Annotated in this window: 21 protein-coding genes; 10 read left to right on the plus strand and 11 right to left on the minus strand. The window is 72.1% G+C overall.

Annotation, left to right across the window (positions count from 1 at the left end):
• Window positions 1-31: 31 nt before the first annotated feature.
• On the minus strand, window positions 32-1225 hold the full coding sequence (locus ACI2L3_RS29745) for an ROK family transcriptional regulator (RefSeq protein ID WP_404755476.1): 1194 nt from the start codon (window positions 1223-1225) through the stop codon (window positions 32-34).
• Between the two features lie 112 nt (window positions 1226-1337).
• Between ACI2L3_RS29745 and ACI2L3_RS29750 the strand changes: the two genes are divergently transcribed.
• From ACI2L3_RS29750 to ACI2L3_RS29770, 5 genes are all read left to right on the plus strand, one after another.
• Window positions 1338-2546 carry an MFS transporter gene (locus ACI2L3_RS29750; RefSeq protein ID WP_404755477.1) on the plus strand — a complete coding sequence of 403 codons (1209 nt, stop codon included), beginning with the start codon at window positions 1338-1340 and terminating at the stop codon, window positions 2544-2546.
• Window positions 2547-2646: 100 nt separating this feature from the next.
• Window positions 2647-4026: a uracil-xanthine permease family protein gene (locus ACI2L3_RS29755; protein ID WP_404755478.1), complete on the plus strand. Its 1380-nt coding sequence runs from the start codon at window positions 2647-2649 to the stop codon at window positions 4024-4026.
• Between the two features lie 211 nt (window positions 4027-4237).
• Entirely contained in the window at window positions 4238-5440 is a 1203-nt protein-coding gene (locus tag ACI2L3_RS29760; RefSeq protein ID WP_404755479.1) for a Cmx/CmrA family chloramphenicol efflux MFS transporter, read from the plus strand.
• Between the two features lie 35 nt (window positions 5441-5475).
• On the plus strand, window positions 5476-6180 hold the full coding sequence (locus ACI2L3_RS29765; protein ID WP_404755480.1) for a DUF5995 family protein: 705 nt from the start codon (window positions 5476-5478) through the stop codon (window positions 6178-6180).
• A 68-nt stretch (window positions 6181-6248) separates the two neighbouring features.
• Window positions 6249-7178 carry an LLM class F420-dependent oxidoreductase gene (locus ACI2L3_RS29770; RefSeq protein WP_404755595.1) on the plus strand — a complete coding sequence of 310 codons (930 nt, stop codon included), beginning with the start codon at window positions 6249-6251 and terminating at the stop codon, window positions 7176-7178.
• Window positions 7179-7265: 87 nt separating this feature from the next.
• Here the strand turns inward: ACI2L3_RS29770 and ACI2L3_RS29775 are convergent, their stop codons facing one another.
• Window positions 7266-8960, minus strand: a complete 1695-nt coding sequence (locus ACI2L3_RS29775) for a flavin monoamine oxidase family protein (protein ID WP_404755481.1) — start codon at window positions 8958-8960, stop codon at window positions 7266-7268.
• A 76-nt stretch (window positions 8961-9036) separates the two neighbouring features.
• Window positions 9037-9834 (minus strand): carbon-nitrogen hydrolase family protein, encoded by a 798-nt coding sequence (locus ACI2L3_RS29780; protein ID WP_404755482.1) that lies wholly within the window; start codon window positions 9832-9834, stop codon window positions 9037-9039.
• Window positions 9835-10166: 332 nt separating this feature from the next.
• Between ACI2L3_RS29780 and ACI2L3_RS29785 the strand changes: the two genes are divergently transcribed.
• The gene (locus tag ACI2L3_RS29785) at window positions 10167-10805 is read left to right on the plus strand and encodes a Repetin (protein ID WP_404755483.1); all 639 of its coding nucleotides are present in this window, start codon (window positions 10167-10169) and stop codon (window positions 10803-10805) included.
• Window positions 10806-10906: 101 nt separating this feature from the next.
• Here ACI2L3_RS29785 and ACI2L3_RS29790 read toward each other — a convergent pair whose 3' ends face one another.
• Window positions 10907-11362, minus strand: coding sequence for an Lrp/AsnC family transcriptional regulator (locus ACI2L3_RS29790; protein WP_268770070.1), 456 nt, complete (start codon window positions 11360-11362; stop codon window positions 10907-10909).
• A 10-nt stretch (window positions 11363-11372) separates the two neighbouring features.
• Complete coding sequence (locus tag ACI2L3_RS29795; protein WP_404755484.1) at window positions 11373-12842, minus strand: amino acid permease; 1470 nt, start codon at window positions 12840-12842, stop codon at window positions 11373-11375.
• 310 nt (window positions 12843-13152) lie between these two features.
• On the opposite strand from ACI2L3_RS29795, the gene ACI2L3_RS29800 reads away from it, so the two are divergent.
• From ACI2L3_RS29800 to ACI2L3_RS29810, 3 genes are read left to right on the plus strand one after another with little or no spacing between them, the layout of a single operon-like run.
• On the plus strand, window positions 13153-14268 hold the full coding sequence (locus ACI2L3_RS29800) for an LLM class flavin-dependent oxidoreductase (protein WP_404755485.1): 1116 nt from the start codon (window positions 13153-13155) through the stop codon (window positions 14266-14268).
• Window positions 14265-15074 (plus strand): SDR family NAD(P)-dependent oxidoreductase, encoded by an 810-nt coding sequence (locus ACI2L3_RS29805; RefSeq protein ID WP_404755486.1) that lies wholly within the window; start codon window positions 14265-14267, stop codon window positions 15072-15074. Before ACI2L3_RS29800 ends, ACI2L3_RS29805 begins: the two co-directional genes overlap by 4 nt.
• An 8-nt stretch (window positions 15075-15082) precedes the next feature.
• Entirely contained in the window at window positions 15083-16033 is a 951-nt protein-coding gene (locus ACI2L3_RS29810) for a GDSL-type esterase/lipase family protein (RefSeq protein WP_404755487.1), read from the plus strand.
• Between the two features lie 20 nt (window positions 16034-16053).
• On the opposite strand, the gene ACI2L3_RS29815 is transcribed toward ACI2L3_RS29810, so the two are convergent.
• From ACI2L3_RS29815 to rpe, 5 genes are all read right to left on the minus strand, one after another.
• Complete coding sequence (locus ACI2L3_RS29815; protein ID WP_404755488.1) at window positions 16054-17496, minus strand: GuaB1 family IMP dehydrogenase-related protein; 1443 nt, start codon at window positions 17494-17496, stop codon at window positions 16054-16056.
• 174 nt (window positions 17497-17670) lie between these two features.
• The gene (locus ACI2L3_RS29820) at window positions 17671-18072 is read right to left on the minus strand and encodes a barstar family protein (RefSeq protein WP_404755489.1); all 402 of its coding nucleotides are present in this window, start codon (window positions 18070-18072) and stop codon (window positions 17671-17673) included.
• On the minus strand, window positions 18072-18425 hold the full coding sequence (locus ACI2L3_RS29825; protein ID WP_404755596.1) for a ribonuclease domain-containing protein: 354 nt from the start codon (window positions 18423-18425) through the stop codon (window positions 18072-18074). Before ACI2L3_RS29825 ends, ACI2L3_RS29820 begins: the two co-directional genes overlap by 1 nt.
• Window positions 18426-18538: 113 nt before the next feature.
• Window positions 18539-19591, minus strand: coding sequence for a sugar-binding transcriptional regulator (locus tag ACI2L3_RS29830; protein WP_150165561.1), 1053 nt, complete (start codon window positions 19589-19591; stop codon window positions 18539-18541).
• Between the two features lie 78 nt (window positions 19592-19669).
• Window positions 19670-20356 carry a ribulose-phosphate 3-epimerase gene (gene rpe, locus ACI2L3_RS29835; RefSeq protein ID WP_404755490.1) on the minus strand — a complete coding sequence of 229 codons (687 nt, stop codon included), beginning with the start codon at window positions 20354-20356 and terminating at the stop codon, window positions 19670-19672.
• 134 nt (window positions 20357-20490) lie between these two features.
• Here rpe and ACI2L3_RS29840 point away from each other — a divergent pair, with 134 nt between their 5' ends.
• Entirely contained in the window at window positions 20491-22635 is a 2145-nt protein-coding gene (locus ACI2L3_RS29840; protein WP_404755491.1) for an MMPL family transporter, read from the plus strand.
• Here ACI2L3_RS29840 and ACI2L3_RS29845 read toward each other — a convergent pair.
• A complete protein-coding gene (locus ACI2L3_RS29845) occupies window positions 22614-26453 on the minus strand; it encodes a hypothetical protein (RefSeq protein ID WP_404755492.1) in 3840 nt (1279 codons plus the stop codon). The genes ACI2L3_RS29840 and ACI2L3_RS29845 overlap by 22 nt on opposite strands.
• Window positions 26454-26651 lie beyond the last annotated feature (198 nt).

The following is a 26651-nucleotide window of genomic DNA, read 5'->3' on the forward strand; positions in this document are numbered from 1 at the left end:
CGCGGAGGGGCTGCCCAGGTGACCTGCGGTGTCACGTGGTGAGCCGCCGACGGACCGAACCCTCCGCCGCCCGCCCGAACAGCTCGTCCTGTGCCGCGTCACGCGCGGCGAGCAGGGCGCCCCGCAGCACCGCGGCGCCGCCGAGCGTGCCCGCGCGGACCTCGGTGCGCAGGGGTGACATGGCGGTGACGCGGGCGGCGACGCGGGTGGCGAGGGCGGTGCCGCCCGCGCGGCCCACCTCGCCGCCGAGGACGACGCAGCCGGGGTCGAGGATCGCGGCCATCGCGGCGGTGCCGATGGCGATGCGGTCGGCGACGGCGTCCAGGAAGGCGTCCTCGTGGGCCTCGACCGCGTGCCGCACCACGTCAGCGGCGGACATGCCGGACCGCAACAGGCCGTGCTCCGCGCCGAGTTCGCGCAGCGCCGAGGCGCAGGCCAGTGAGTGGAAGCCGCCCTCGCAGCCGGTCGCCGACGGCAGCGAGCCCGTGCCCGGCACCGGCAGGAAGCCGATCTCGCCGGTGCCGCCCGACGCGCCCCTGCGCAGCACTCCGTCGAGCACGACGGCGGCGCCGACACCGTCGCCGAGCCAGAGCAGCACGAAGGTGTCCCGGTCGTGCGCGGCGCCGTCTCGGCGTTCGGCGCGGGCCGCGAGGTTGGTCTCGTTCTCCACGAGGACGCGGGCGCCGAGCCGTTCCTGCAGAGCGCCGGCGAGGCGGCGGTGCCAGGCGGGCAGCGAGGTCGTGTCGTGCAGGTCGCCGGTGGCGGGGTCGATGAGGCCGGGGGCACCGATGCCGATGGTGTGCAGCCGCTGGACGCCGCCCTCGCCCGCCGTGCGCCCGACCAGGTCGAGGGCGCCCGCGAGTGCGGCTTCCGTGTCGCCGCCGACGGTCGCGGAGGCCTCGGCGAGCACCGCGCCGACCAGATCGGTCACCACGACGGAGACGCTGTCGGTGCGCACGTCGAGGGCGGCGAGGTGGGCTCGGTCGGCGACTATGCCGTAGAGCCGGGCATTCGGGCCGCGCCGCTGGGCACCCGCCTCCCCGACGACGGTGATGAGCCCGGAGCCCTGGAGCCGCTCGACGAGGTCGGCCACCGAGGGCCTCGACAACCCGGTGAGCTGCTTCAACTGGGTCGCGGTCAGGGGCCCTTCGCTCTGCAGGAGCCCCAGGGCGAGCCGGTCGTTGATGGCCCGGGCGGTACTCGGTGAGGCAGGCGAGACAGGCATGGCCGGATCCTCCCACAGAAAGTCTTCTATTTATCAGGCAGGGTTCCTGATAGTTTACGTCGCCGTACCGGTGCGGCACTCGGGAGGGGCGGAACGGAATGAGTGAAGCGGAATGAGTGAAGTGGTCTACGACAAGCGCCGGTTGAAGCGGGCGCGGATCGCCGTGGCGGCCGTCTTCTGCGCGCACGGCGCGGTCGCCGGGTCCTTCGCGACCCGGGTGCCCTGGATCCAGGAGCACGCCGACGTCAGCGCGGGCCTGCTCGGCCTCGCCCTCGCCTTCCCCGCGATCGGCGCCTCCGTCGCGATGCCGCTCGCGAGCCGGATCAGCCACCGCTTCGGCGCCCGCCCCGCGCTGCGCGGCCTCCTCGCCCTGTGGACGCTCGCCCTGGTCCTGCCCTCGCTGGCACCGAACCTGCTCACGCTCTGCCTGGCGCTCTTCGTCTACGGCGCCTCCTCGGGCATGTCGGACGTGGTGATGAACGCCCTCGGCGTCGAGACCGAGACCCGCATGCGGAAGTCGATCATGTCGGGTCTGCACGGCATGTGGAGCGTCGGCGCCCTGATCGGCTCGGCGGCCGGCACCGTCGCCGCCCACCTGGGCTCCGACGCCCGCCTGCACCACGCCCTCGCCGCCGTCACCCTCACCGCGCTCGGCCTCGTGGCCTGCCAGGGCGTGCTCGACGTACAGGCGGAACCGGAGGAGGAGGCGCCGCCGCGGTTCTCGCTGCCGCCCAAGTCGGCGCTGCTCATCGGCGCCGTCGGGTTCTGCGCGGTCTTCGCGGAGGGGGCGAGCCTGGACTGGTCGGCGGTCTATCTGCGGGACGTCCTGGACACGTCGGCCGGTGTCGCCGCCGCGTCGACCACCGGCTTCACGCTCACCATGGCGATCGCGCGGCTCGTCGGCGACGCCGTGGTCAACCGGTTCGGCGCGGTGCGCACGGTGCGTGCGGGCGGCGTCCTCGCGGTGCTCGGCGGGCTGCTCGTGGTCCTCGCCGCCCACCCGGTCATGGCGATGTGCGGCTTCGCGCTGCTCGGCCTCGGCATCGCGGTCGTGGTGCCGCTCGCCTTCGCCGCCGCCGGGCGCAGCGGCCCGAACCCGAGCCAGGCCATCGCGGGCGTCGCCACCATCACGTACACCTCGGGTCTGATCGCCCCCTCGGCGATCGGCGGCCTCGCGAACGCGACGAGCCTGGTGACCTCCTTCGGCCTGGTGACGCTGCTCGCCTTCGGCCTCGTGCTCTTCGCGGGCGTGCTCCGCACGGACGGCCGCAAGGCGGCCGGGGCGGCGAGCCCGCAGCCGACCGGAGAGAAGTCGCACTGACGTCGCATTAACATGGCGTCGATCATTTCGGGCCACGCACCACTGGAAACACGACCCACTGGGCACGGCCCGGCCCGGCGCACAGAAAGCGACACTCACCATGGATCTCGGCGTGCGCTGGAAACTCCACGGCGACGGCCGCACCCCCGCTCCCGGCGCGGTCGTCCGGCCCGACGAGCGCCTCTCCTGGCCCCGCACGTTCGGGCTCGGCGCACAGCACGTGGTGGCGATGTTCGGGGCGTCCTTCGTGGCGCCCGTCCTCATGGGGCTCGATCCGAATCTGGCCATCATGATGTCGGGCGTCGCGACCGTCATCTTCCTGCTCGCCACGCGCGGCCGGGTCCCCAGCTACCTGGGCTGCTCGCTCTCCTTCGTGGGCGTCGCCGCCGTCATCCGCGCGCAGGGCGGCTCCAGCGCGACGGTGACCGGCGCGGTCCTCGTGGTCGGTGCCGCGCTGTTCCTGGTGGGGCTCGCGGTGCAGAAGTTCGGGGCGCGGATCATCCACGCCGCGATGCCGCCGATCGTGACCGGCGCCGTTGTCATGCTGATCGGCTTCAACCTGGCGCCGGTCACCGCCTCGACGTACTGGCCGCAGGACCAGTGGACGGCGCTCCTGGTGATGCTGTTCACCGGATTGGCCGTGGTGTGCCTGCGCGGCTTCTGGTCGCGCGTCGCGATCTTCCTCGGCCTGATCTTCGGGTACGGCATCTCCTGGGTCTTCGACCAGGTCTTCGGCACGATCCACTCGGCGGACGCGTCGGGCAAGGTCGTCGACCACTGGCGTCTCGACCTGTCCGCCGTGGGCAGGGCCGACTGGATCGGCCTGCCCTCCTTCCACGGGCCCAGCTTCGAGTGGTCGGCGATCCTCGTGGCGCTGCCCGTCGTCATCGCGCTCGTCGCGGAGAACGCGGGCCACGTGAAGGCCGTCGGCGAGATGACCGGCGACAACCTCGACGACAAGCTCGGCACGGCGATCTCCGCCGACGGCGCCGCCTCCGTGCTCTCCACTGCGGTCGGCGGCCCGCCCAACACGACGTACTCCGAGAACATCGGCGTGATGGCCGCGACCCGCGTCTACTCCACGGCCGCTTACTGGGCCGCCGCGTGCTTCGCCCTGCTCTTCGGGCTCTGCCCCAAGTTCGGCGCGGTCGTGGCCGCGATCCCGGGCGGCGTGCTCGGCGGCATCACCGTCATCCTGTACGGCATGATCGGCCTGCTCGGCGCCCAGATCTGGATCAACGCCAAGGTCGACCTGCGCAATCCGCTCAACCTCGTGCCGGCCGCGGCGGGCATCATCATCGGCGTCGGCGGTGTCTCCCTGAAGATCAGCGACAACTTCGAGCTGAGCGGCATCGCGCTCGGCACGATCGTCGTCATCACGGGCTACCACGTGCTGCGCGCCTTCGCCCCCGCGCACCTCAAGTCCCAGGAACCACTGCTGGACGCCGGCACGTCGACGTACGACAAAGAGGAACGCTGACCGGTTGGACCGGTAATCCGTTGGACGTGGTGCGTGACGCCTGATTAGGGTGCGCACCATGTCCAGCCCCGAGTCCGACAGACTCCCGCCACCGGTCGTCCGGTGGCTTCTCGCGCCGTCGCACTGACGCGCCCGCTCCACCCCCACCGGACCACCGCTCCCGTGTCCTGATCGTTTCGATCGATCCACACCGTGGTTGCGGAGTTTCGCTGTGCCCTTTGCCATCCACCTCCTCGGACTTGCCGTGTTCGCGCAAGGCACCTCCGAGTTCATGCTGTCGGGACTGGTGTCCGACATCGCCGCGGACTTGGATGTCTCCATCCCGTCCGCAGGCCATCTGACCTCGGCGTTCGCCGTCGGAATGATCATCGGCGCGCCCCTGATGGCCATCCTGAGCCGTCGCTTCTCGCGCCGCGGCGCCCTGCTGGCCTTCCTCGTCACCTTCCTCCTCGTCCACGTCGCCGGCGCGCTCACCACGAGCTTCGCCGCGCTGCTCGCGACGCGCGTCGTGGGAGCCCTCGCCAACGCCGGATTCCTCGCGGTCGCCCTGGTGACCGCCACGGACATGGTCGAGCCGAACGCGAAGGGCCGCGCGACCTCCGCGCTGCTCGGCGGCGTCACCCTCGCCTGTGTCGCGGGCGTGCCCGCGGGCGCGCTGCTCGGCGAGGTGTGGGGCTGGCGCTCGGCGTTCTGGGCCGTGGCCCTGATCTCGCTGCCCGCCGTCCTCGCCATCGCGCGGGCCGTGCCCGCCGGTGCCGCGGACGCCGCGGGGCCGAGCGCGCTCGGTGAGCTGCGCGCGCTGCGCCGCCCGCGGCTGCTGGTGACGCTGCTGCTCGGCGCGCTGGTGAACGGCGCGACGTTCTGTACGTTCACCTACCTGGCACCGCTGGTCACCGACGTGACCGGCGTCGGCTCCGCCTGGGTGCCCGCGATGCTCGCGCTGTTCGGCATCGGATCCTTCGCCGGTGTCACCGCGAGCGGCCGGATCGCCGACGTACGGCCCATGCCGCTCCTGGTGTTCGGCTCGCTCGCGCTGCTCGCGGGATGGGTCCTCCTCGCGGTGACCGCCGCGAATCCGGTGGCGGCGGTCGTGCTGCTCCTCGTGCAGGGCGCGCTGTCGTTCGGCGTCGGGTCCACGCTCATCGCGCAGGCGCTGTACGCGGCGACCGACGCGCCGCACCTGTCGGGCGGGTTCGCCACGGCCGCGTTCAACGTGGGCAGCGCCCTCGGCCCGTGGCTCGGCGGCCTCGCGATCTCCGCGGGGCTCGGCTACCGCTCGCCGCTCTGGGTCAGCGCGCTCCTGGTGGCGGCGGCGCTGGCGACCGGAGGCACGGCAGTCTGCCTGAGCCGCCGGGTGCCGCGGGTCCCGCACGGCGGCCGTTCCCTCGTTTCGGGGAAGCGGCCGGTGCGCTGAGGTCCGGGCGCGCCCGGGGCTGGGACCCTGCCCCCATGGCGCAGTTGGAGCGGTTCGCGGAGTTGAGGCCACCGGCCTACGGAGTCGACGCCGTGGCGGCGCGGATGCGCGCGCTCGGCGCCGGCTGGCCGCCGCGCGACGGGGTCGCCGTCTTCAACCGCGTCTATCTCTCGGTCACCGAGGAGGTCGGCCGGCATCTCGACGGCGGCGCGTTCCCCGACGCGCGCGCCGCGAGCACGCTGGCCGTCCGCTTCGCCGAACGCTATCTGGCGGCCGTCGACGCGGCGGGCGACGGCCACCGGACACCCGCCTGCTGGCGCCCGCTGTTCCAGTACCGCCGCCATCCGGGCATCAGCCCGCTGCAGTTCGCGCTCGCTGGCATCAACGCGCACATCGGCCACGATCTGGCGCTCGCCCTCGTGGACAGCTGTCACACGCTCGGCTGCGAACCGGCCGATGTCGAGGACGAGTTCGACCGCGTGGGCGATGTCCTCGGCTCGCTGGAGGAGCGCATCCGCGAGGAGCTGATGCCCGGCCCCGATCTACTCCAGGTCGGCGACCCGCTGACGCATCTGGCCGGTTCGTGGAGCCTGGAGCGCGCCCGGGACGGCGCGTGGGCGTCGGCCCGCGCACTGTGGGCGCTGCGCGAACTGCCCGCCGTGGCCGAGGAGTTCGGGGAGCGGCTCGACGAGGCGGTGGGCCTGGTGGGACGAATCTTGTTGACGCCACTTCCGGACTGAGACCGATGTACGTTGAATGCACTGACTGACCCCCGACGCGAAGGAGCACCGGAATGGCGAGCACCGGAATGTCGACGCGACTCGGACTGAGTCTCCCGCAGGGCAGGCAGTACGCCATCGGACGCGACGTCCCCGCGGTCGCCCAGGCCGCCGAGGACATCGGCTACGAAAGCCTCTGGGTCTACGAGCGCGTCCTCTACCCCGAGCCCGCCACCCAGGGTCTCTACGGCATCCCGGGCCGTCCATGGCCCGACGCGTACCGCTCGGTCGCCGACCCCCTGATCACCCTCACACTCGCCGCCGCGGCCACGGAACGCGCCCGCCTCGGCACCAGCGTGCTCGTCGCCCCGCTGCACGTCCCGTTCCAACTCGCCCGCTCCCTGGCCTCGCTGGACGCGGCGAGCGGCGGCCGGGTCGTCGCGGGCCTCGGCACGGGCTGGTCCCACGACGAGTACGCGGCCGCCTCGGTCGCCCCCTTCGAGCGGCGCGGCAAGGTCCTGGACGAGCTGATCGACGTCTGCCACGCGGTGTGGGGCCCGGACCCGGTGTCGTACGAGGGCGAGCTGACCACGATCGCGCCCTCCGTGGTCGGCCCCAAGCCGGTCGGCCCCATCCCGATCCTGCTGCCCGCCAACAGCCCCCGCGCCCTGCGCAGGCTCGTCGACCGCGCCGACGGCTGGATGCCTGTGGCGACGGGCGCCTCCGCACTCGCCGAGCAGTGGACCAGGGTGCGCGAAGCGGCCGCCGAGCGGGGCCGCGAGCGCCCGGTCCAGAGCGTGCTGCGGGCCAACACGCGCTACACGAGCAAGGCGTACGACGGCCCGGACCGCGCCCCGTTCCGCGGCAACGTCGACCAGATCGTCGAGGACCTCGCCGCGCACGCCGCGGTGGGCGTCGACGAGATCCTGATCGACCTCGGCGGCTCGGCACGGGACGCACAGGAACTCAAGGACTTGGCGGCGCAGGTGTACGAGGAGGCGAGGGCGGCGGGGGTATAGGGCAGGCGCCCCCAGGGGCGCGGGGAACTGCGCGACCAGCCACAACGGACCAGCAGCTTCCCACGCGCCCCGGACGAAACGGCGCCGTCAGTCCTCAGGCAGCTCGACGGGCGCAATCTCGTCGTACACATCCCCGGGACCGGGGTTCGTGGCGTCGGTCGCCCCGCCAAAGTGATGCATGACGCCCCACACCGCGTTGAGCGCCGTCTGAATCGCTCCCTCGGCCCAGCCGGCCGTCCACGAGATGTCGTCCCCGGCGAGGAAGATGCCCCGCTTGTCCTCGGGCAGCGACTCCTGCATGAAGTGCGTGAACAGCCGCCGCTGGTAGCGGTAGTGACCCGGCAGGTTCGCCTTGAACGCGCCCATGAAGTAGGGCTCGTTCTCCCAGGACACGGTCACCGGATTGCCGATGATGTGCTTCCGGATGTCGACCTTCGGGTAGATCTCGCCGAGCGACTTGAGCATGACCTCCATGCGCTCGTTCGCCGACAGCGGCAGCCACTTCAGGCTGTCGTCGCACCACGTGTACGAGAGGCAGATGACGGCGGGCTTGTCCGGCCCGTCGTCGAGCAGGTAGGTACCGCGGGTCATCCGGTCGGTGAGCGTCATCGACATGACGTCCCGCCCGGTCTCCTCGTCCTTGTCGAGCCAGAACGGCCGGTCCACCGGCACGAAGAGCTTCGACGACTCCATGTAGTGGGTGCGCTCCATCGCCGTCCAGTGGTCGATGGGGAAGAGCGAGTCGTCGCACTCGATCTTCGAGAGCAGCATCCACGACTGGGCGGTGAAGATCGCCGCCTGGTAGGTGCGGATGTCACCGGAGGCGTCGGTGACGGTGACACGGTTGCCCGCGGTGCGGTTGAGGCGGGTCACGGCGGGCTTGGGCTCGCCGCCCTCGTGCAGCGACTTCAGGGACGTACCGGGCTCCCAGTGCACGATCTTCTGCGGCTCGCGCTCCCACAGGCGCAGCGGCAGCTGCTGGCTGCCGCCGACGATGCCGCGGTGGTGGTCGTCGGCCTCGGTGTAGACGACGCGCAGGATCTCCAGGATGGAGTTCGGGAAGTCGGTGTCCCAGCCACCCGTGCCGAAGCCGACCTGACCGAAGATCTCGCGGTGCCGGAAGGACTTGAAGGCCTCGGAGTCGCAGAGGAAGCCGTAGAAGGTCTGGTTGTCGAGCTTCTCGACGAGCTTCGACCAGATCTCGCGGATCTTCGGCACGTCGCGCTCGCGCAGGGCGCGGTTCATGTCGGAGAAGTCCGCGCCCTCCTCCAGGCAGTCGGCCCAGGCCTTCGCCACGTCGCGGTAGACCTGCGGCAGGTCCTCCACGGTCTCGGCGTAGTGCGACTCGCCCTTGAGGTCGACGACCGTCGAGGGCGTCGACTCGGCGAGCGGGTTGGGGAACGCCCTGGTCTTCAGGCCGACCAGGTCGATGTAGTGCTGGAGCGCCGTCGACGACGGCGGGAACCGCATCGCGCCCATCTCGGCGGTGAGGTCGCTGTCGCAGCCCTCGAAGCCCACGGTCCGCAGCCGGCCGCCGATCTGGTCGGCCTCGTAGACGACGGGCTTGAGGCCCATCTTCATCAGCTCGTACGCGGCGACGATGCCGGAGAGACCGCCGCCGATGACGGCGACCTCGGTGCCGTGCTCGGTCGCGGGTATCTGGCCCAGGCCCGCCGGGTGGGCGAGGAAGTCGTCATAGGCGTAGGGGAAGTCCGGGCCGAACATGGTGATCGGCGGCTGCGCGTCGGTGTGCTGGACGGCGGTGGGCACCGTGGACGTCATGGGGTACGGACTCCTTGCACGGAACTGAAAGGCAGGTGAGAGGGGGGTGCGGGCCGGGACCAGGGCTCGCGGGCGGTCAGCCGAGGGACGCGTACAGGCCGGGCCGCCGGTCGCGCAGGTAGGGGTTGTTCGCGCGGGAGGCGCTCAGGAACTCCGGGTCGACGTCGCCGAAGACGAGTTCCTCGCCGCGGCCCGCCCGCGCGCGTGCCACGCCGTCCGGCCCGGCCAGCGTGGAGAGTCCGACGAACTCGAACTCCTCCTCGGGCCCGACCCGGTTGACGTACGCGACGTACATCTGGTTCTCGAAGGCGCGCACCGGCACGACGGACTCGGCGACGAACTGGAAGGGGTGCATCTGCGCGGTGGGGACGACCAGGAGGTCGGTGCCGGCGAGGGCGTGCGCGCGGACGTTCTCCGGGAACTCCACGTCGTAGCAGATCATCAGCCCGATCCGTACGCCGCCCAACTCGGCCTGGACGACGGTCTGTTCACCGGGGGTGAAGGAGTCGCGCTCGAAGCCGCCGAAGAGGTGGGTCTTGCGGTAGTTCGCGAGGCGGGCCCCGTCCGGGCCGACCAGCTGGACGGAGTTGAAGACGACATCGCCCTCGCGCTCCGGATACCCGTAGGCGACGCCGACCTCGTGGCGCGCCGCGATCTCGGCGACGGCCTTCGCGGACTCGCCGTCGACGGGTTCGGCCAGCCGGGCGATGTCGTCACCGATGGCGTACCCGGTGAGGAACAGTTCGGGCGCGATGAGCAGCCCGGCGCCCGCCGCGGCGGCGCGGCCCGCCGCCTCGTCCAGGGCCGCGAGGTTCTCGGCGACGGATCCAAGCTGCCCAGAGCTCTGGAGCAGGGCGGTGCGCAGCGCAGGCATGGCGGAACCTCGGAGGGTACGAAGGGGAAGGCGGGGTCGATATGACGGTACGGTCGTCAACCACCCCCGGACAAGCTCAGACCGTTGCGGGCAGCTGCTTGATCCGTTGCGTGCGGGGAGGCGGGGGCGGCGATTCGTTGCGCGTGACCGTGCGACTCGGGTAGCGGGGTGGTCCTCCTTCAGGCGCACGGGGTGCGCGGGGGTCCTCCGCCGCGCGGCGGATGCGGAGTGCGGTCCGTGGCCGGACGTGCCGGGCCCCGTATCGCGAGATCGTGATCACGCCCGGACAGGCCGGGTGAACGGTTCCGCCCCCGAAGACGGAGGACTCCCCCATGAGCCGCACGATCACACCCCGCACCCCTCACCCCCGCGCCGTCGCCGTGGCGGCCGCGTTGCTGCTCACCGTGGGGGCGGCGGGCGCGGCCGTGGCGGCCGGTGACGGCCCGGCGCGCCCTGCGACACCTGCGGCCGGGAGCGCCGGAGAACAGGCGAAGAAGCGTGAGGCCGCCGCGCTCACCGGCTCGGCGAGGATGTACCGCAGGACGGCCGAGGACGTGACGTTCACGTTCGACGCGCATCTGGCGGCCGGGGACAGGAAGGACCCGTCGAAGGCGACCGGCACGTTCCGCTTCGTCCATCTGGAGAAGCCGGGCGGCCGGGGCGCCTGGGCCGAGGGCCGCGTCGACTGCCTGATGACGGGCGGCAAGGTGGCCACGGTCACCGGTGTCGTCACCGCCGCCGGCAGCGACATCGACATGCCGGACATCAAGGGGAAGCGGGTCGGCTTCACCGTCCACGACACCGGTGGCCAGGACAGGGTCGGCTACAGCTGGGCGGCCTACGGCGGCACGCCCGGCCAGCCCGACACCCTGGCGAAGTGCGCGAGCTCAGCCCCCTACGAGAAGGTCAGAAAGGGCACCGGCGACTTCCACGTCCTCCCCTGGAAGGTCTCGTACGCGACGGCCACCTAGCCGCCCCGGCCCGCCCCACGAAGAACCAAGCCGGGGACACCTCAGGGGCGCGGGGAACTGCGCAAAAAGACCGCAACCCACACCGACCCGCGCCCAAAGAACTAAGCCGGGGACCCCGAAGAAAACCTCCGCATGAGCGGCGAGAGCACGAGCACGGACTTCGTCCGCTCCACGAACGGCTCCCCCGCGATCCGCTCGAGCACCCGCTCGAAATGCCGCATGTCAGCCGCGAAGACCTGGACGATCGCGTCCGCGTCCCCGGTAACGGTGGACGCGGACGAAATCTCCGGATACCGCTCGAGCCCCCGCTGAATCGCCTCCGGCGAGGTGTTCCGGCGACAGTAGATCTCGATGAACCCCTCGGTCTCCCAGCCGAGCGCCGCCGGGTCCACCCGCACGGTGAACCCGGTGATGGCACCCGTGGCCCGCAGCCGGTCCACGCGCCGCTTCACGGCGGGCGCGGAGAGTCCGACCAGCTGGCCGATGTCGGCGTAGGAACGGCGGGCGTCCTCGGCGAGGGCGTGCACGATGCGTTCGTCGAGATCGTTCAGTCGCACGGGGGGTGGATCACTTCTCTGCTGTGGCCAATCGGGAGCGGCTCATGCCGTACAGGAAGTAGAACACGAGGCCGACGGCCATCCAGACACCGAAGACCGTCCAGGTGGTGGAGTCGAGGCTGAACATGTTGTAGGCGCAGAAGCCGAAGCCGAGCACCGGGAAGAGCCAGCCGAGCGGCACCCGGAAGGTGCGCGGCATGTCGGGGCGGGTCCGGCGCAGCACGATCACGGCGATGTTGACCAGGCCGAAGGCGAAGAGCGTGCCGATGCTGGTGGCGTCGACGAGCTTGCCGAGCGGGATGACGGAGGCGAGCGCGCCGCAGAAGAGCGACACGATGACCGTGTTCACGCGGGGCGTGCCCGTCTTCTTGCTGACCTTGCCGAACGCCTTGGGGACGAGACCGTCGCGGGACATCGCGAAGAGCACCCGGGTCTGGCCGTACAGCACGGTGAGCACGACGGACGCGATGGAGATGACGGCGCCCGCGGCGAGCGTCGTGCCCCAGAAGCTCTGGCCGCTGACGTCGTTCATGATCGCGGCGAGCGTGGCCTCGGAGCCCTCGAAGTCCTTCCAGTTCCAGGCGCCGACGGCGACGGCCGCGACGAGGACGTAGAGCGCGGTGACGATGACCAGGGACAGCATGATCGCGCGGGGCAGGTCGCGCTGCGGGTTCTTGGCCTCCTCACCGGCGGTGGAGGCGGCGTCGAAGCCGATGTACGAGAAGAAGAGGCTCGCGGCGGCGGCGCTGACGCCGGCCGTGCCGAGCGGCATGAAGTCCTCGTAGTTGCCGGACTTGAAGCCCATGAAGCCGATGGTGCAGAAGAGCACGAGCGCGGCGATCTTCACGATGACCATGATCGTGTTGGCCGTCGCCGACTCCTTGGCGCCGCCGAGCAGGAAGACCATGGCGAGCAGCACGACGATCAGGCCGGGCAGGTTGATGATGGCGCCGTCGACCTCGCCGGGCGCCGCGGAGAGCGCGTCGGGGATGGTGACGCCGATCGTGCCGTCGAGGAGCTCGTTGAGGTATTCGCCCCAGCCGACCGCGACGGCGGCCACGGACACGCCGTACTCCAGGACCAGGCACCAGCCGCACACCCAGGCGATGAGTTCGCCCATCGTTGCGTACGCGTACGAGTAGGAGGAGCCGGCGACCGGGATGGTGCCCGCCAGCTCGGCGTACGAGAGGGCCGAGAAGAGGGCGGTGAGGCCGGCGATCACGAAGGAGATCGTGACGGCGGGGCCGGCCTTGGGGACGCTCTCGCCGAGGACGACGAAGATGCCGGTGCCGAGCGTGGCACCGATGCTGATCATGGTCAGCTGCCACATGCCGAGGGAGCGCCGAAGCGATCCTCCCTCGCCCTGGCCACCCTCCTCGACCAGGGCTTCGACCGGCTTGCGGCGCATGAGCCGGCTGCCGAGGCCGGGGGTGCCCGGGGTGCTTGGGCGGTTCTGCGGGGGTGCGCCTTGGTCGAGCACGCGCTGGCTCCTTCATCGCTGCCGGTCAGGGCGGCGAGGACCTCGGGGCAGCCGCGCTTGGCGACGGGAACCACCGAGCAGGCAGTCCCCGCCACACCACGTTCAGGGCCTGACTCTAGAGTCCATGGTTCCCGACCGTAATGCAGCAACCTTGCGTACCGGCGTTTGATCATTGCGCACTTCCGTCATATACGTCTCTTCGTTGCGCCGTCCGTTTCGTCCGTTGCGTGCCGCGCCTCCCCGGGCTCTGTTGACACTTCGTCAGTTCTGCCGCATCGTGCACGCCTCTCGCCCGAGACGGAGGCACGGCATGGACCTCGACGTCCTGTACGAGATCGACGTACCGAAACCGTGGAACGCGCCCCACCCGCACGGTCAGCGCGCCGCCGAGCAGCGCGCCTACCGGGAGGCCGTCGAGCAGATCCGGCTCGCCGACCGGATGGGCTTCCGCACCGTGTGGGCGGTCGAGCACCACTTCCGCGAGGGCCGCTCGCACTGCCCCGCGCCGGAGGTCCTGCTCGGCCATATCGCGGCGCTGACCGAGCGCATCCGCCTCGGCTTCGGCGTCACGCTCACCCCCTTCGGCTTCACGCCGCCGCAGCGGATCGCGGAGAAGGTCGCCGCGGTGGACGTGCTCTCCGAGGGCCGCGTGGAGTGGGGCACGGGCCGTTCGACCCCCATGGAGCAGACGGCCTTCGGCGTCGACAGGGAACGGTCGCGCGCCGACTGGCGCGAGGCGATCGAGATCGTCACGGGCATGTGGCGGGAGGAGTACTTCGCGTACGAGTCGGAGCGCTTCAGCTTCCCGCGGCGGATGGTGACCCCGAAGCCGGTGCAGGATCCGCATCCGCCGTGCTGGATGGCCGCCACCTCGCCCGGCTCGGCGGAGGTCGCGGGCGCGGCCGGCCTCGGGCTGCTCTCCTTCTCGATCATGCAGCCGCTGGAGTCGATGGCGCGGCAGGTGGCGGCGTACCGGAGGGCGGCGCGCACCCCGTCCCCGATCACGGACGTCACCACGGACCGCGTCAGCGCGTACACCCTCGTACACGCGGCGGACCGGCCGTCCAAGCGCGTCTGGGACTCGGTCGCGTGGTGGTACCGCAACCTCGCCCAGTTCACGCTCGACTGGGAGCTGCCGCACCTGACTGCGGCGGAACGCGAGCGGACCTTCCCGTTCCTCACGCCGATCATCGAGGGCAGCGTGCCCGTCGAGGAGTTCGATGCCGGGGACATGATCCTCATCGGCGACGCGGAGACCATCGTCCGCAAGGCCAAGCGGTACGCCGACCTCGGCATCGACCAGCTCATCTGCTACGTCCAGTGGGGCTATCTGGAGCACCGCGAGATCCTGCGGACGATCGAGATCCTCGGCAAGGAAGTCATCCCGGAGCTGGCGTCGTACGTGCCGAGGGGAACGCCCGCATGACGGAGCCCCTGGACACCTCCCCCGTCCCCGACTACGCCGCCCTGCACCGCCTGGACGGCCGCGCCTTCGTCCTGCTCGGCGCGGGCAACGGCATCGGCCGCCAGACCGCGCACGCGCTGACGGCGGCGGGCGCGCGGGTGCTGTGCGTGGACGTCGACAAGGCGCGGGCGGAGGCGGTGGCCGCAGAGACGGGCGGCGTCCCGTACGTCGCCGACGTGACCCGGCGCGAGCACGTGCGGGACCTCTTCGCGTACGCGCGCCGGGAGTGCGGGTCGGTCGGTGGCGTCGTCGACATCGTCGGCATGGCCCGCTACTCGCCCCTGGCCGACCTGGACGACGAGGGGTGGGACTGGCACTTCTCGATGGTCCTGCGGCACGCCTGGCTGGCCGTGCGGTACGGCGGCGAGGCCCTCGCCGACGGGGGCGGCGGCGCGATGGTCTTCGTCGCCTCGGTGTCGGGTCTCACGGCGGCGCCCCTGCACGCCGCGTACGGCGCGGCCAAAGCGGGCCTGGTCTCCCTGGTCCGCACGGCGGCGGTGGAGTACGGTCCGCGCGGCGTGCGGGTGAACGCGGTGGCGCCCGGCGTCGTGTGGACGCCGCGCGTGGCCGCCCTGGTCGGCGACGAGGGCCGCGAGCGCAACGCCCGCAACGCGCCGCTCGGCCGCGTCGCCGAGACCTCGGACATCGCCTCGGCCCTGCTGTTCCTCGCCTCGCCGCTCGCGTCGTACGTCACCGGGCAGACGCTCGTCGTGGACGGCGGGGTCGGCGTGAAGTTCCCGTACCCGACGATCGGCGGCGCGCGGTGAGGGAGTTCGTGCGGGGCGCGCCCTGGTGGACGAAGGACGGCCGAGTGGTGCGCGCCGACCCGGCCGACCGGGAGCGGCTGCCCGGGGACACGTGGGACCGTGCGGGCCTGCCCGCCGGGGTGCGCCTGGAGTTCACGGCGCGCGGAGCGAGCGCCGTGGAGGTCGCGTACACCGCGTCGCCTCCTGCGGGAGCGGACGCGCACCGCGCCGCGCCCGCGCTGTTCACACTCCTCACCGGCGAGGAGGCCATCGACACCCCCGCCTCCCCCGGCGAGCACCGGGCACTGATCCAACTCCCCGCCCCCGACGGCGAGTTCACCCTGCACCTGCCGGAGTCTCTGCGGCCCGTCCTGCACGGGATACACCCGATGGACGGCACCCTGACGCCCGCCGCCGACCGCCCGCGCTGGCTCGTGTACGGCGACTCGATCGCGGAGGGCTGGTCCGTCTCGCGGCCCCACCTCGCGTGGCCCGCGCTCGCGGGGCGGGCCCTCGGCGTGGAGACGGTGAACCTCGGCTACGCGGGCGCGGCACGCGGCGAACTGGCGTCCGCCGAGCAACTCGCCTCGCTGGACGCCGACTTGATCACCCTCGCCTTCGGCACCAACTGCTGGTCGCGGGTGCCGCATTCGGCGCGGCTGCTGTACGAGACGCTGCGGGCGTTCCTGGACCTGGTGCGCCGGGGCCACCCGGACGTCCCCGTCCTGGTCGTCTCCCCCGTCATCCGCCCGGACGCCGAGGCGGTGCCGAACGCGCTCGGCGCCACGCTCCGGGACCTGCGGACCGCCATGGAGCGGGCGGCCCTGGACGCGGGAACGGAGCTGCTGCCGGGCGGCGGACTGCTGGACGCGGGGCACCTGGCGGACGGGGTGCATCCGGGCGACGCGGGCCACCGTGTCCTCGCGGAGGCGGTGACGGCGGCGGCTTCCAAGGCATACGCGGCGGCGGTGCGCCCCTGACGGAGCGCACCGCGCAGCGACTAGCTCCAGCTGGCGTGCAGCGGCTTGCCCTCGGCGTATCCGGCGGCGCTCTGGACACCGATGGTGGCCTTCTCGGCGAACTCCTCCAGGGAGGCAGCGCCGGCGTACGTGCAGGAGGAGCGGACGCCCGCGATGATCGAGTCGATCAGGTCCTCGACGCCCGGACGGGTCGGGTCGAGGAACATGCGGGAGGTCGAGATGCCCTCCTCGAAGAGCGCCTTGCGGGCGCGGTCGTACGCGGACTCCTCGGACGTGCGGTTGCGCACCGCGCGGGCCGAGGCCATGCCGAAGGACTCCTTGTACGCGCGGCCCTGGGCGTCGTGCTGGAGGTCGCCCGGGGACTCGTACGTACCCGCGAACCAGGAGCCGATCATGACGTTCGAGGCGCCGGCGGCGAGCGCCATGGCGACGTCGCGCGGGTGGCGGACACCGCCGTCGGCCCAGACGTGCTTGCCGAACTTCTTGGCCTCGGCGGCGCACTCGAGCACCGCGGAGAACTGCGGGCGGCCGACGCCGGTCATCATGCGCGTGGTGCACATGGCGCCGGGTCCGACACCCACCTTGATGATGTCGGCGCCGGCCTCGATGAGGTCGCGGACGCCCTCGGCGGCGACGATGTTGCCCGCCACGATCGGCACCTGCGGGTCGAGCGCGCGCACGGCCTTCACCGCGGCGATCATCGACTCCTGGTGGCCGTGCGCGGTGTCGACGACGAGCGTGTCGACGCCCGCGTCGAGGAGCTGCTTGGCCTTGCCCGCCACGTCGCCGTTGATGCCGACGGCGGCGGCGATGCGCAGGCCGCCGTTGGCGTCGACGGCCGGGGTGTAGAGCGTGGCGCGCAGGGCGCCCGTGCGGGTGAGGATGCCCGCGAGGCGGCCGTCCTTGTCCACGGCCGGGGCGTACCGCCGGTTGGCGTGGTCCAGCTTGTTGAAGGCGTCGCGCGGGTCGATGTCGGCGTCCAGGAGCAGCAGGTCCCTGGACATGACCTCGGAGAGCTGCGTGAAGCGGTCGACGCCGCTCAAGTCGGTGTCCGTGACGACGCCGACGGGCTTCTGGTCGGCGTCGACGACGACGCCCGCGTTGTGCGCGCGCTTGGGCAGCAGGGCCAGCGCGTCCGCGACGGTCTGCGACGGGGCCAGGACGATCGGGGTGTCCAGGACGTGGTGGCGCGTCTTGACCCAGGAGATGACGTCGGTGACGACCTCCATCGGGATGTCCTGCGGAATGACGACGAGGCCGCCGCGGCGGGCGACGGTCTCGGCCATGCGCCGGCCGGCGATCGCGGTCATGTTGGCGACGACCAGCGGGATCGTGGTGCCGGTGCCGTCCGGAGAGCTGAGGTCCACGCCCTGGCGGGATCCGACGGCGGAGCGCCTCGGGACCATGAAGACGTCGTCGTACGTCAGGTCGTACGCAGGCTGGATGTCATTGAGGAAGCGCACGTGCTGCTCATCCCAGTCGATCAGAGGTGGCCCCCGGACAGTTAGGCCGAGGGAAAAGCACGTACTTCATTCTCCCATGCCGACGGGGTTGTGCGGCCTGGGACGATCACCCAGGCGGTCCGTACGGGTGGTCGTCGGATCGTCCAAGAGCCCCCGTCGACCGGAACAGCCCGTTCAGGGCTCCGCACGCTCCGTGGCGGCGATGGCGGCGGGGCCGAGCGCCAGCACGATCTCCAGACCGGTCTCCGCGTCCCGCCAGTGCTCGACCGCCGACGAGAACACCTCCTGCGCGACCCGCCACTCCCCCGGCGCGGCCCGCGCGTACTCCTGCCACCCGGAGACGACGAGCAGCCGCCCCCGCGCGGCGGGCGCCCACGACAGATCGGTGAGGCAGTCGGCGAGGGCGTCCCAGTTGTGCCCGAACCAGTCGGGCAGTCCGAGGCCGCGGGCGCAGCGCTCCATGAACGCGGCCTTGTCCGTCACCCCCGCCAGGGAGAGCGTCGCAGTGGTCCAGCCCGCACCGCGCGCCGCGTCGAGCACGGGCGCGAGCGGATTCCTGCCTGCGTCGTCGGCCATTACCTCAGCACCGCCTTGAAGGACGCGTAGTGGTCGTCGGTGTAGTAGATCTCGCCCCCGCCGCCGGTGACGATCCGCCGGGCCCCGCGATCGCGCTCACCGGGCGTGCGGACGGTGTACTCGCGGTAGTAGCCGCGTTTCTGCCGGGGCAGTTCCCGCTCGAAGTTCCCGAAGACGGCGCCGTCCTTCTCGTACGGGAAGGGACCCCCGTCGTCGATGCGCCGCAGCGTCTTCCGCGCCTCCGCGGGCAGCCGGTCCGCCTGGACGGTGGCCATGCCACGGGCCCAGGCGGGGGCGTCCCTCCCAGCATCCGCCGAACACCCCCCCCCCCCCCCGCCGAGACACACCACCACCACCCCCCCCACCGGGGCCACAACCGGGGACACCAGCCCCCCCCCCCGCCCACCGCCCCCCGCCGGGGGCGCGGGGAACTGCGCGACCAGCCCCCACCCCCCCCCGCAGGGACTCAGCTACCGTCCGGGTCCGCCCGGTTAAGCGCGGGCCGAGGCGCAGCCCCGGCGACGAGCAACTGGTCAGCAGCAGCCGTGTCCGTCACCAGACTGGTGACGAGCCCGGACCGCAACACCGCATCGATCGCGGCAGCCTTCCGCTGCCCACCCGCGATGGCGACCACCTCAGGAATCCGCCGAAGCCGATCCGCTTCGACGGTGATGCACCGCTCCCCGAGATCCCGCCCCACCCGACGCCCCTCGGCGTCGAAGAGATGGGCCGACATCTCCGCGGCCACGCCGAGCGACGCGTAGTGCGCCCGCTCCTCGTCGCTGAGCATGTCGTGGACGGTGGAGATGCCCGGCTCCCAGGAGCCGATGGAGACGCAGGCGACCGTGACCTTGTCGAAGTACTCGAAGGCGCGGGCGATACCGGTCTGGTTGCGCAGCGCCGCCGCCGTGGCGGGGTCGGGCAGCAGCATCGGCGCGTAGATGGGGTGGGCCTCGCCGCCGGACACCTGGGCGGCGCGGCGGACGGCCTCGACCGAGCCGCGCTCCGCGGTCCCGGCGTCGTACACGCCCGTCAGCTGCACGACCGTGCACGGCGGCAGCTGGTCCAGCGCGGCCGCCATGTGGATCGTGGAGCGGCCCCAGGCGAGGCCGAGGACGTCGCCCTCGTTGACGAGCTCGCCGAGGAGGTCCGCCGCGACCTCGCCGAGGTTCTCGGGGTCCGGCGAGTCCTCGATCTCGTCGGTGGGCGCCGGGGACTCCACGACGACCGCGTGCCGCAGTCCGTAGCGGGCGCGCAGCGCGTCCGAGCGCTCGGCGTCCAGTTCCGCTGGGACCCGGATCTCGATGCGTACGAGATCCCGCTCGAGGGCGGTCTCCAGGACCCGGGCCACCTTGAAGCGGCTGACGCCGAACTCCTCGGCGATCTGGATCTTGGACTTGCCCTCGAGGTAGAAGCGGCGGGCCATGGCCGCCGCCTGCACCAGCTCCGCGGGTCCCATCCGCATGGCTGACCGACCCGCCGACATGGCCGACACGGCGCTCTCCTCACTGCTGTTCACAAACTGGGTTCGCCGTTCATCCTTGCAGATCCGGCCTAGTCGATCAGCCCTGAGGGACTGCGTTCACGTTCCCTTGGCTCAGTGGTCGCACGCCCAGCTGCTTGACACGGTCTTTGCCTGCGCTTGGGCGCGCAATGAACGTACCGCTTCTGCCGGATCCTTGGCGCCGTAGACGGCCGAGCCCGCGACGAAGACATCGGCGCCGGCCTCGGCGCAGCGCTCGATGGTCTCGGCCGAGACACCGCCGTCGACCTGCAGCCACATCTCCAGGCCGTGCTTGCCGATGAGCTCACGGGTGCGGCGGATCTTGGGCAGCATGATGTCCAGGAACGCCTGGCCGCCGAAGCCCGGCTCGACCGTCATGATCAGCAGCATGTCGAGCTCGGGGAGCAGGTCCTCGTACGGCTCGATGGGCGTCGCCGGCTTCAGCGCCATGGAGGCGCGGGCGCCCTTGGCGCGGATCTCGCGGGCGAGGCGGACCGGCGCGGCGGCGGCCTCGGCGTGGAAGGTGACCGATCCGGCGCCCGCCTCGACGTACTGCGGTGCCCAGCGATCGGGGTCCTCGATCATCAGATGGCAGTCCAGGGGCGTGTCCGTCGCGCGGGCCAGTGACTCTACGACCGGCACCCCGAGAGTGAGGTTCGGGACGAAGTGGTTGTCCATCACGTCGACATGGAGCCAGTCGGCGCCTTCGACAGCCTTTGCCTCCTCGGCAAGACGGGCGAAGTCCGCGGACAGGATGCTGGGGTTGATCTGCACGGCCATGCCCCAAGCCTGCCATGCCCGGCGCCCGCCGCTGACCGCAGTCCACCGCATGGGCACAGCCGCTCCCGCGCGCACCCTCCGAGTGTCATGCTGGGCGGTCCAGCGGCACCGCGCACGGCAAGCGGGGGGAAGCCATGGCGGAGGAACGGCGGCAGGGGCGGCGCGGGGTCGCGTGGCTGGTGTGCGGGCGGCGCACCAAGTGGCTGGTGGTGCTGTTCTGGCTGGCGGTGCTGATCGTCGCGGCGCCCCTGGCCCAGAAGCTCACCGACGCCCAGGAGAACGACGCGGAGTCCTGGCTGCCCGGCTCCGCGGAATCGACCCAAGTCCTGGACATCTCGGCCGAGTTCAGGCCCGAGGTGATCCCGGCCATCGTCGTGTACGCCCGCGAAGGCGGCCTCACCGCGGCGGACCGCGCGCGGATCGCCGAGGACGTACGGCAGGCCGAGGCGCTGCGCGAGCACGGCATCCGGGGCGCCGAGACCCGCGGCCCCGTCTACGACAAGAAGGCGGACGCCGCGGCGGCCCAGATCTTCGTCCCGATCACCATGGACGCCGAGGGCTGGGAGCGCATCGGCCCGGCCGTCGACGCCATCAGGGAACGGGTCGGCGACGGCGACGGCGGCCTGGCCGTACACGTCACCGGCCCTGGTGGCACGGCCGCGGACTCCGCCGAGGCGTTCGAAGGCATCGACTCGACGCTGCTGCTCTCGGCGGCGGTCATCGTCGTGGTGATCCTGCTGTTCACCTACCGCAGTCCGACGCTGCTGCTCGCCCCGCTGCTCGCCGTGATCACCGCGCTGTTCACGGCCCAGGCCCTCATCTACCTGCTCGCCGAACACGCGGACCTCACCGTCAACGGCCAGAGCGCGGGCATCCTGACGGTGCTCGTGTTCGGTGCGGGGACCGACTACGCCCTGCTGCTCGTCGCTCGCTATCGCGAAGAACTGCGCCGCCACGAGGACCGCCACGAGGCGATGGCGCTCGCCCTGCACCGGGCCGGGCCCGCGGTCCTCGCGTCGGGCGCGACCGTCGTCCTGAGCATGCTCGTGCTGCTGGCCGCCGAGATGAACTCGACGAGCGGCCTCGGCCCGGTCGCCGCGATCGGCGTCACCGTGGGGCTGCTCGCGATGCTGTCGCTCTTCCCGGCGCTCCTGGTCATCTTCGGCCGGTGGTTCTTCTGGCCGCTCGTCCCGCACGTCGGCTCCCCCGAGCCGACGGAGCGCGGCGTGTGGGCCCGCACGGGCCGGCGCATCGACCGCCGCCCGCGGCTGATCTGGGGCGTCACGGCGGCGGCCCTCGCCCTGCTCTCGCTCGGGCTGCTGCAGCTGCGGGCCGAGGGGCTCACCAACGCCGACGCGTTCACCGACAAGCCGGACTCGATCACCGGCCAGGAGGTGCAGGCCGAGTACTTCCCCGCGGGCTCCGGCGACCCGCTGGTCATCGTGGCCGCCGCGGCGCGGAGCGACGACGTCGCCCGGGCCGTCCGGGACACCCGGGGCGTGGTGCCCGACGGCGTCGCCCGCCCACCGGGGACGAAGGCCGAGCACGACGGCAAGGTGCTGCTCGAGGCGACGCTGACCGACCCGCCCGACAGCGCGGCCGCCAAGCGGACCGTTGAGCGGGTGCGCGACGCCGTCCACGCGGTCCCGGACGCGGACGCGCGGGTGGGCGGCGGCACGGCGGCCCTCCTCGACATGGACCGCGCCACGGCCCACGACAACAAGCTGATCATCCCGCTGGTCCTGGTCGTGGTCCTGCTGATCCTCGCCGTACTGCTGCGCGCGGTGGTCGCCCCGCTCCTCCTGATCGGGACGGTGGTCCTGTCCTTCGCCACCGCCCTCGGCCTGAGCGCGCTCGCCTTCCGCCACCTCTTCGACTACGCGGGCGAGCCGACCGACTTCCCGCTCTTCGTCTTCGTGTTCCTGGTGGCGCTCGGCATCGACTACAACATCTTCCTGTCGACCCGCATCCGCGAGGAGGCGGGCCACCAGGGCACCCGCCAGGGCGTCCTGACGGGCCTCGCCGCGACCGGCGCGGTGATCACCTCGGCGGGCCTGGTCCTCGCGGGCACGTTCGCCGCGCTCGGCACGCTCCCGATGGTGGCGTTCGCCGAGATCGGTTTCGCGGTGGCGCTCGGCGTACTGCTCGACACGTTCGTCGTACGTTCGATCCTGGTCACGTCGCTGTTCCTGGACGTGGGGCCGAAGGTGTGGTGGCCGCACGCGCTGTCCCGGCGACCGGAACCGGACCGGGAGGATCACTCCCGGCAGGTCTCCTGATACGGCAGATCCGGCAGGTGACGACGCCAGTCCGCCGGCGAGAGGCCGTCCGCCACCCGGCGGCAGACGGTCCGCGCCGCCCGCTCCGGGGAGAGGTCGTAGCTCTGCGGCGGTGTGTGTTCACCCGCCACGTGGAGCCTGTCGCCCTCGTCGCCGAAGGCCAGCGCTCGGACCCTGTCGCCGGAGGTGAGCAGCAGCGGTGCTCCGATCCGCCGGCGGGTGGCGGTGTCGAAGAGCCCGACGAGGCCGTCCTCGAACCCGACGGCCAGCACGTCTCCGTCGCGGGAGAAGGCCAGCGCCGACACGAATCTGTCCGCCGAACCGGCGCTGAGCACACCGAGCCGGTGCCGCAGGTCACCGCTCCACAGCACGGTTCTGCCGGAGGCGTCCCCAGTGGCCAGGTGGCGCCCGTCCCGGCTGAAGGCGAGGACCAAGTCGCGGCCGGGATTCCGCACGCCGGGCGGCCTGCGCCCACCGGGGAGGGCGACCGCCTGGCCACTGGCGGTGACGAGCAACCGTCCGCCGGGGCGGAGCGCGAGGGCGCCGTTGACGCCGGGCAGGGTCTTGACGGGGGTGTGGCTGCGCAGGTCCCAGATGCGTGTCGCGCCGTTTTCGGGAACCTGCGAGGTGATCAGTGACGCGTCGCGCGGACCGAACGCGAGGGAGACGACCCAGTTCCCCTGTCCATTGAAGTCTCCTTCCAAGCGGGGTGAGTCCGTCACCCGGCGTCGAGCGACGTCCCACAGCTTGACGTGCAGGAGGGGCGCGGATGTGGGTCGCCGCCCCTCGCTGACTCCGTAAGCGAGGGTCTTGCCGTCGGCGCTGAAGGCCATGAGCACGTCGCAGACGGCCATTGCGGTCTTCCGTACGCCCCTGCACGGCATCCGCGGCAGATCGACGGAGCGTCCCGCGGTCGCGGTACGCGTGTTCCTCGTCCGGAAGCGGACCTGGCCCGTCCGTTCCATGATCCGGGCCGTGACGAGTGTCGACCCGTCCGGACTGAAGAGGGCCTCCCCCCTGTCGTCACGCCAGCCGCCGGTGAACACCTCGCTGACGTCGAGGGTCCGCACCTCTGATCCCCAGGAGCCCCGCGTGCCGCCGACGTACCGGATCCATCCCTCCCACGAGTCGACCCGGAGATCACTGACCGCCTCCGCGGGCAGCTCGTAACGGAAGACAGGCATGTGCGGAACGTCCATCCTCCACAGCAGGATCTCGTCATCACCGGCCGTCGCCAGGAACTTTCCGTCCTCGCTGAAAGCGAGGGTCTGCACCGCGTCCGCGCGGAAGTCGGCGACTTCGGCCCCGGACCGGATGTCCCACACCCGCACCTTCTCCTCCGTGACGAGCGCCAGGCGGCGGCCGTCGGGGGTGAAGAAGACCCGCTCGTTCTGGCACTGGTGCTGTGAGATCCGTGGCGCCCACGGCGCGGCGATCCTGCGGCGTTCGGCGACGTCCCACAGTTGCAGGGGCCGCCCCGGGAGGCACAGGGCCAGGACACGGTCGTCATGCGTGACGGTCGCGTCCGGATAGCCCCGGACGTCCAACGAGCCCCGCCTCTCCCTGGGTTGCAGCACCTGCTGAGCGTCGGAGAGGCCCGTGCCGATGGTGTCCGGCGCGGGCGCCCGGCGGGGCGCCCCGACATCGAGCATGACCCGTCGCCTCGCCACGTCCCACAGGCGGATCCGGTAGGAGGACCGGGTGGCGTCGTAGACGACGAGGCTGCGCCCGCTCGTACCCATCTCGGCGCCGGCCCGGGCGGTGCCCAGCGCGGCACCCTTCTGCTTTCCCTCGGCGAGATCCAGAACGGCCACTTTTCCATCCGGGCCCATGAACAGGGGCAGCCACCGCACGTCTGCCCGCATCACCCCGACGGAGCGCAGCCGCTTGCCGAGGCCCGGCAGCGAGGCCGTTCTCCGGCGCGTCTCGACATCCCACCGAGTGATCTTCTGCCGGCCGACGCTGACCAGCGAGCGGCCGTCGGGGCTGAGGTACCGCATCGTGTCGGCATCGGTGTCCGGATCGGTGAACGCCTCCCGTTCCGGCTGCGCCAGAGCGCTCAACAGGGCCGCCCGGGTCTCGGGCAGGTCGGCGACGCGCCAGGCGGCCAGGCTCAGCCGCATGGCGGTGCCCGGGTCGGACGTCCGCAGGCCCTCCGCGACACCGACGACACGGCGGGCCTCGGCCTCGACTCGGCGACGCTCACCGGCCTGGTTCTGCTGCCGGGCGATCAGGGACGCGATGAGACCGAGAGCGAGGAGCAGGGACAGGGCGGCGGTGCGGACGCGCCGTCGACGACGGCTTCGCCTCCGGGCGGCGAGACCGCTGGTCAGGAACTCCCGCTCCAGCGGCGTCAGATCGTCGGGCCCGTCCGGTGCGGCGCAGTGCTGCTCGGCCATGGAGAGGCGTACGCCCCGGTAGAGCGAGCCCGGATCGCGGCCGAGGGCCTGCCAGACGCCCGCCGCCTCGGTGAGGTGGCGCTGGACGCGGAGCCGGTCGCGGTCCTCGTCGATCCAGGTACGCAGCCGGGGCCATGCCGTCAGGACGGCCTCGTGGGCGAGGTCGACGGTGTCCTCGCCGACGGTGACGAGGCGGGCCCGGGCGAGGCGTTCAAGGACAGCGCCGGCATCGTTCACCGGTCCTGGGCCCAGCGTGGTGACCTCGCCGCGATCGGCAGGGCAGCGCGTGTCCTGGCTGCCCTCACCCGGGCTGACCAGGCGGAGCAGGATACGTCGAGCCGTTTCGGCCTGGCCGGGCGAGAGACTCGCGTAGAGGTCCTCCGCGGTACGGGCGATTGCGCCGTGGACGCCGCCGGCGGCGTCGTAGGCGCTCTCGACGAGTACCCGGCCGCTGCGCCGCCGCCACGTTTCCAGCAGTGCGTGGGACATCAGGGCCAGGCCGCCCGGCTCATCGCTGACGTCGTCGATGATCCGGGCGGTCAGGCTCCGCTCCACGACGCAGCCGCCGAGGGCGGCGGGCCTGACGATGGCCTCACGCAGCTCCTTCTGCCCCATGGGGGTCACCAGCAGAGTGGCGCCCTGGACGGCCCTGGCTAGGGACGGGTGCTGGGCGAGGTGGCTGTAGAAGTCGCCGCGGACGGCGAGGACGAGACGCAGACCGTGCCGGGGCTGGGCAGCCGTCCACAATCGGTCGAGGAAGCGCGCACGCTCGGTCCGGTCGGCGCAGAGCGTGAAGACCTCCTCCAGCTGGTCCACGACGATCAGCGTCCCGGAGGGGGTGGCGAGCGGGTCGAGGACATCGGCGTGGGTGCGGTCCGGGTGCGGTCCGGGGGTGAGGACCCGGACCGCGGTGGGCCTCTTCCGCGGCGGCTCGGCCTGTTGGAGACCGGCGATCAGCCCCGCGCGCAGGAGGGAGGACTTGCCGCACCCGGAAGGGCCTGTCACCACCGACACGTGCGCACGCCGCACCAACTCGGTGAGTTCACGGACGAGTTGGTCCCGTCCGAAGAACCGGCCGCCGTCACCGACACCGAAGCGCGCCAGGCCCAGGTAGGGCGGCTCGACGTCCTCGTCGTCGGTCCTGGCCGCCTCGGCCGCTTCCCGCGCCGCTTCGTGCCAGCGGCGCTCCCACCACGCGCTGTCGCCGCCGCAGGCTCGCACGTACGCCGACGTGACCGCCAGCGACGGCAGTCGGTTCCCGGCCGCCGCCTGTGCCAGCGTCGCGGCCGAGTAGTGCGCCTTCGCCGCCATCGCCCTGTAGGTGAGACCGCCGGCCTCCCGGCGCAGCTTCCGCAACTCGTCGGCGAAGCGTGCGACAGGCCCCTCGGCCGCATCCAGTGGTTGCTCTCGACGCCCCATGACACCCCCGTCGGCGCGAACGAATCCGCGTCGCACGCTACGCACCCGTACGGAGGCGGGCCAACCGGCGCCACCGAGGTGACGCGAACTCGTAGGCCCCCCACGGAATTGTCTGAGGTGGTGAAAGGGACCTGTCAGACAACGAGCCGACCGCGAAAGCTGAGGTCACGGCGGGCCCACGCCGACAGGGACGGCCGG

This window comes from Streptomyces sp. NPDC029674 (assembly GCF_044903205.1).
Classification (GTDB): Bacteria; Actinomycetota; Actinomycetes; order Streptomycetales; family Streptomycetaceae; genus Streptomyces.

Coding starts and splice junctions, on each gene's coding strand:
- ACI2L3_RS29745 (WP_404755476.1), bottom strand. CDS start 1,225: ATGCCTGTCTCGCCTGCCTCACCGAGTACCGCCCGGGCCATCAACGAC.
- ACI2L3_RS29750 (WP_404755477.1), top strand. CDS start 1,338: ATGAGTGAAGTGGTCTACGACAAGCGCCGGTTGAAGCGGGCGCGGATC.
- ACI2L3_RS29755 (WP_404755478.1), top strand. CDS start 2,647: ATGGATCTCGGCGTGCGCTGGAAACTCCACGGCGACGGCCGCACCCCC.
- ACI2L3_RS29765 (WP_404755480.1), top strand. CDS start 5,476: ATGGCGCAGTTGGAGCGGTTCGCGGAGTTGAGGCCACCGGCCTACGGA.
- ACI2L3_RS29770 (WP_404755595.1), top strand. CDS start 6,249: ATGTCGACGCGACTCGGACTGAGTCTCCCGCAGGGCAGGCAGTACGCC.
- ACI2L3_RS29775 (WP_404755481.1), bottom strand. CDS start 8,960: ATGACGTCCACGGTGCCCACCGCCGTCCAGCACACCGACGCGCAGCCG.
- ACI2L3_RS29780 (WP_404755482.1), bottom strand. CDS start 9,834: ATGCCTGCGCTGCGCACCGCCCTGCTCCAGAGCTCTGGGCAGCTTGGA.
- ACI2L3_RS29785 (WP_404755483.1), top strand. CDS start 10,167: ATGAGCCGCACGATCACACCCCGCACCCCTCACCCCCGCGCCGTCGCC.
- ACI2L3_RS29800 (WP_404755485.1), top strand. CDS start 13,153: ATGGACCTCGACGTCCTGTACGAGATCGACGTACCGAAACCGTGGAAC.
- ACI2L3_RS29805 (WP_404755486.1), top strand. CDS start 14,265: ATGACGGAGCCCCTGGACACCTCCCCCGTCCCCGACTACGCCGCCCTG.
- ACI2L3_RS29820 (WP_404755489.1), bottom strand. CDS start 18,072: ATGGCCGACGACGCAGGCAGGAATCCGCTCGCGCCCGTGCTCGACGCG.
- rpe (WP_404755490.1), bottom strand. CDS start 20,356: ATGGCCGTGCAGATCAACCCCAGCATCCTGTCCGCGGACTTCGCCCGT.
- ACI2L3_RS29840 (WP_404755491.1), top strand. CDS start 20,491: ATGGCGGAGGAACGGCGGCAGGGGCGGCGCGGGGTCGCGTGGCTGGTG.
- ACI2L3_RS29845 (WP_404755492.1), bottom strand. CDS start 26,453: ATGGGGCGTCGAGAGCAACCACTGGATGCGGCCGAGGGGCCTGTCGCA.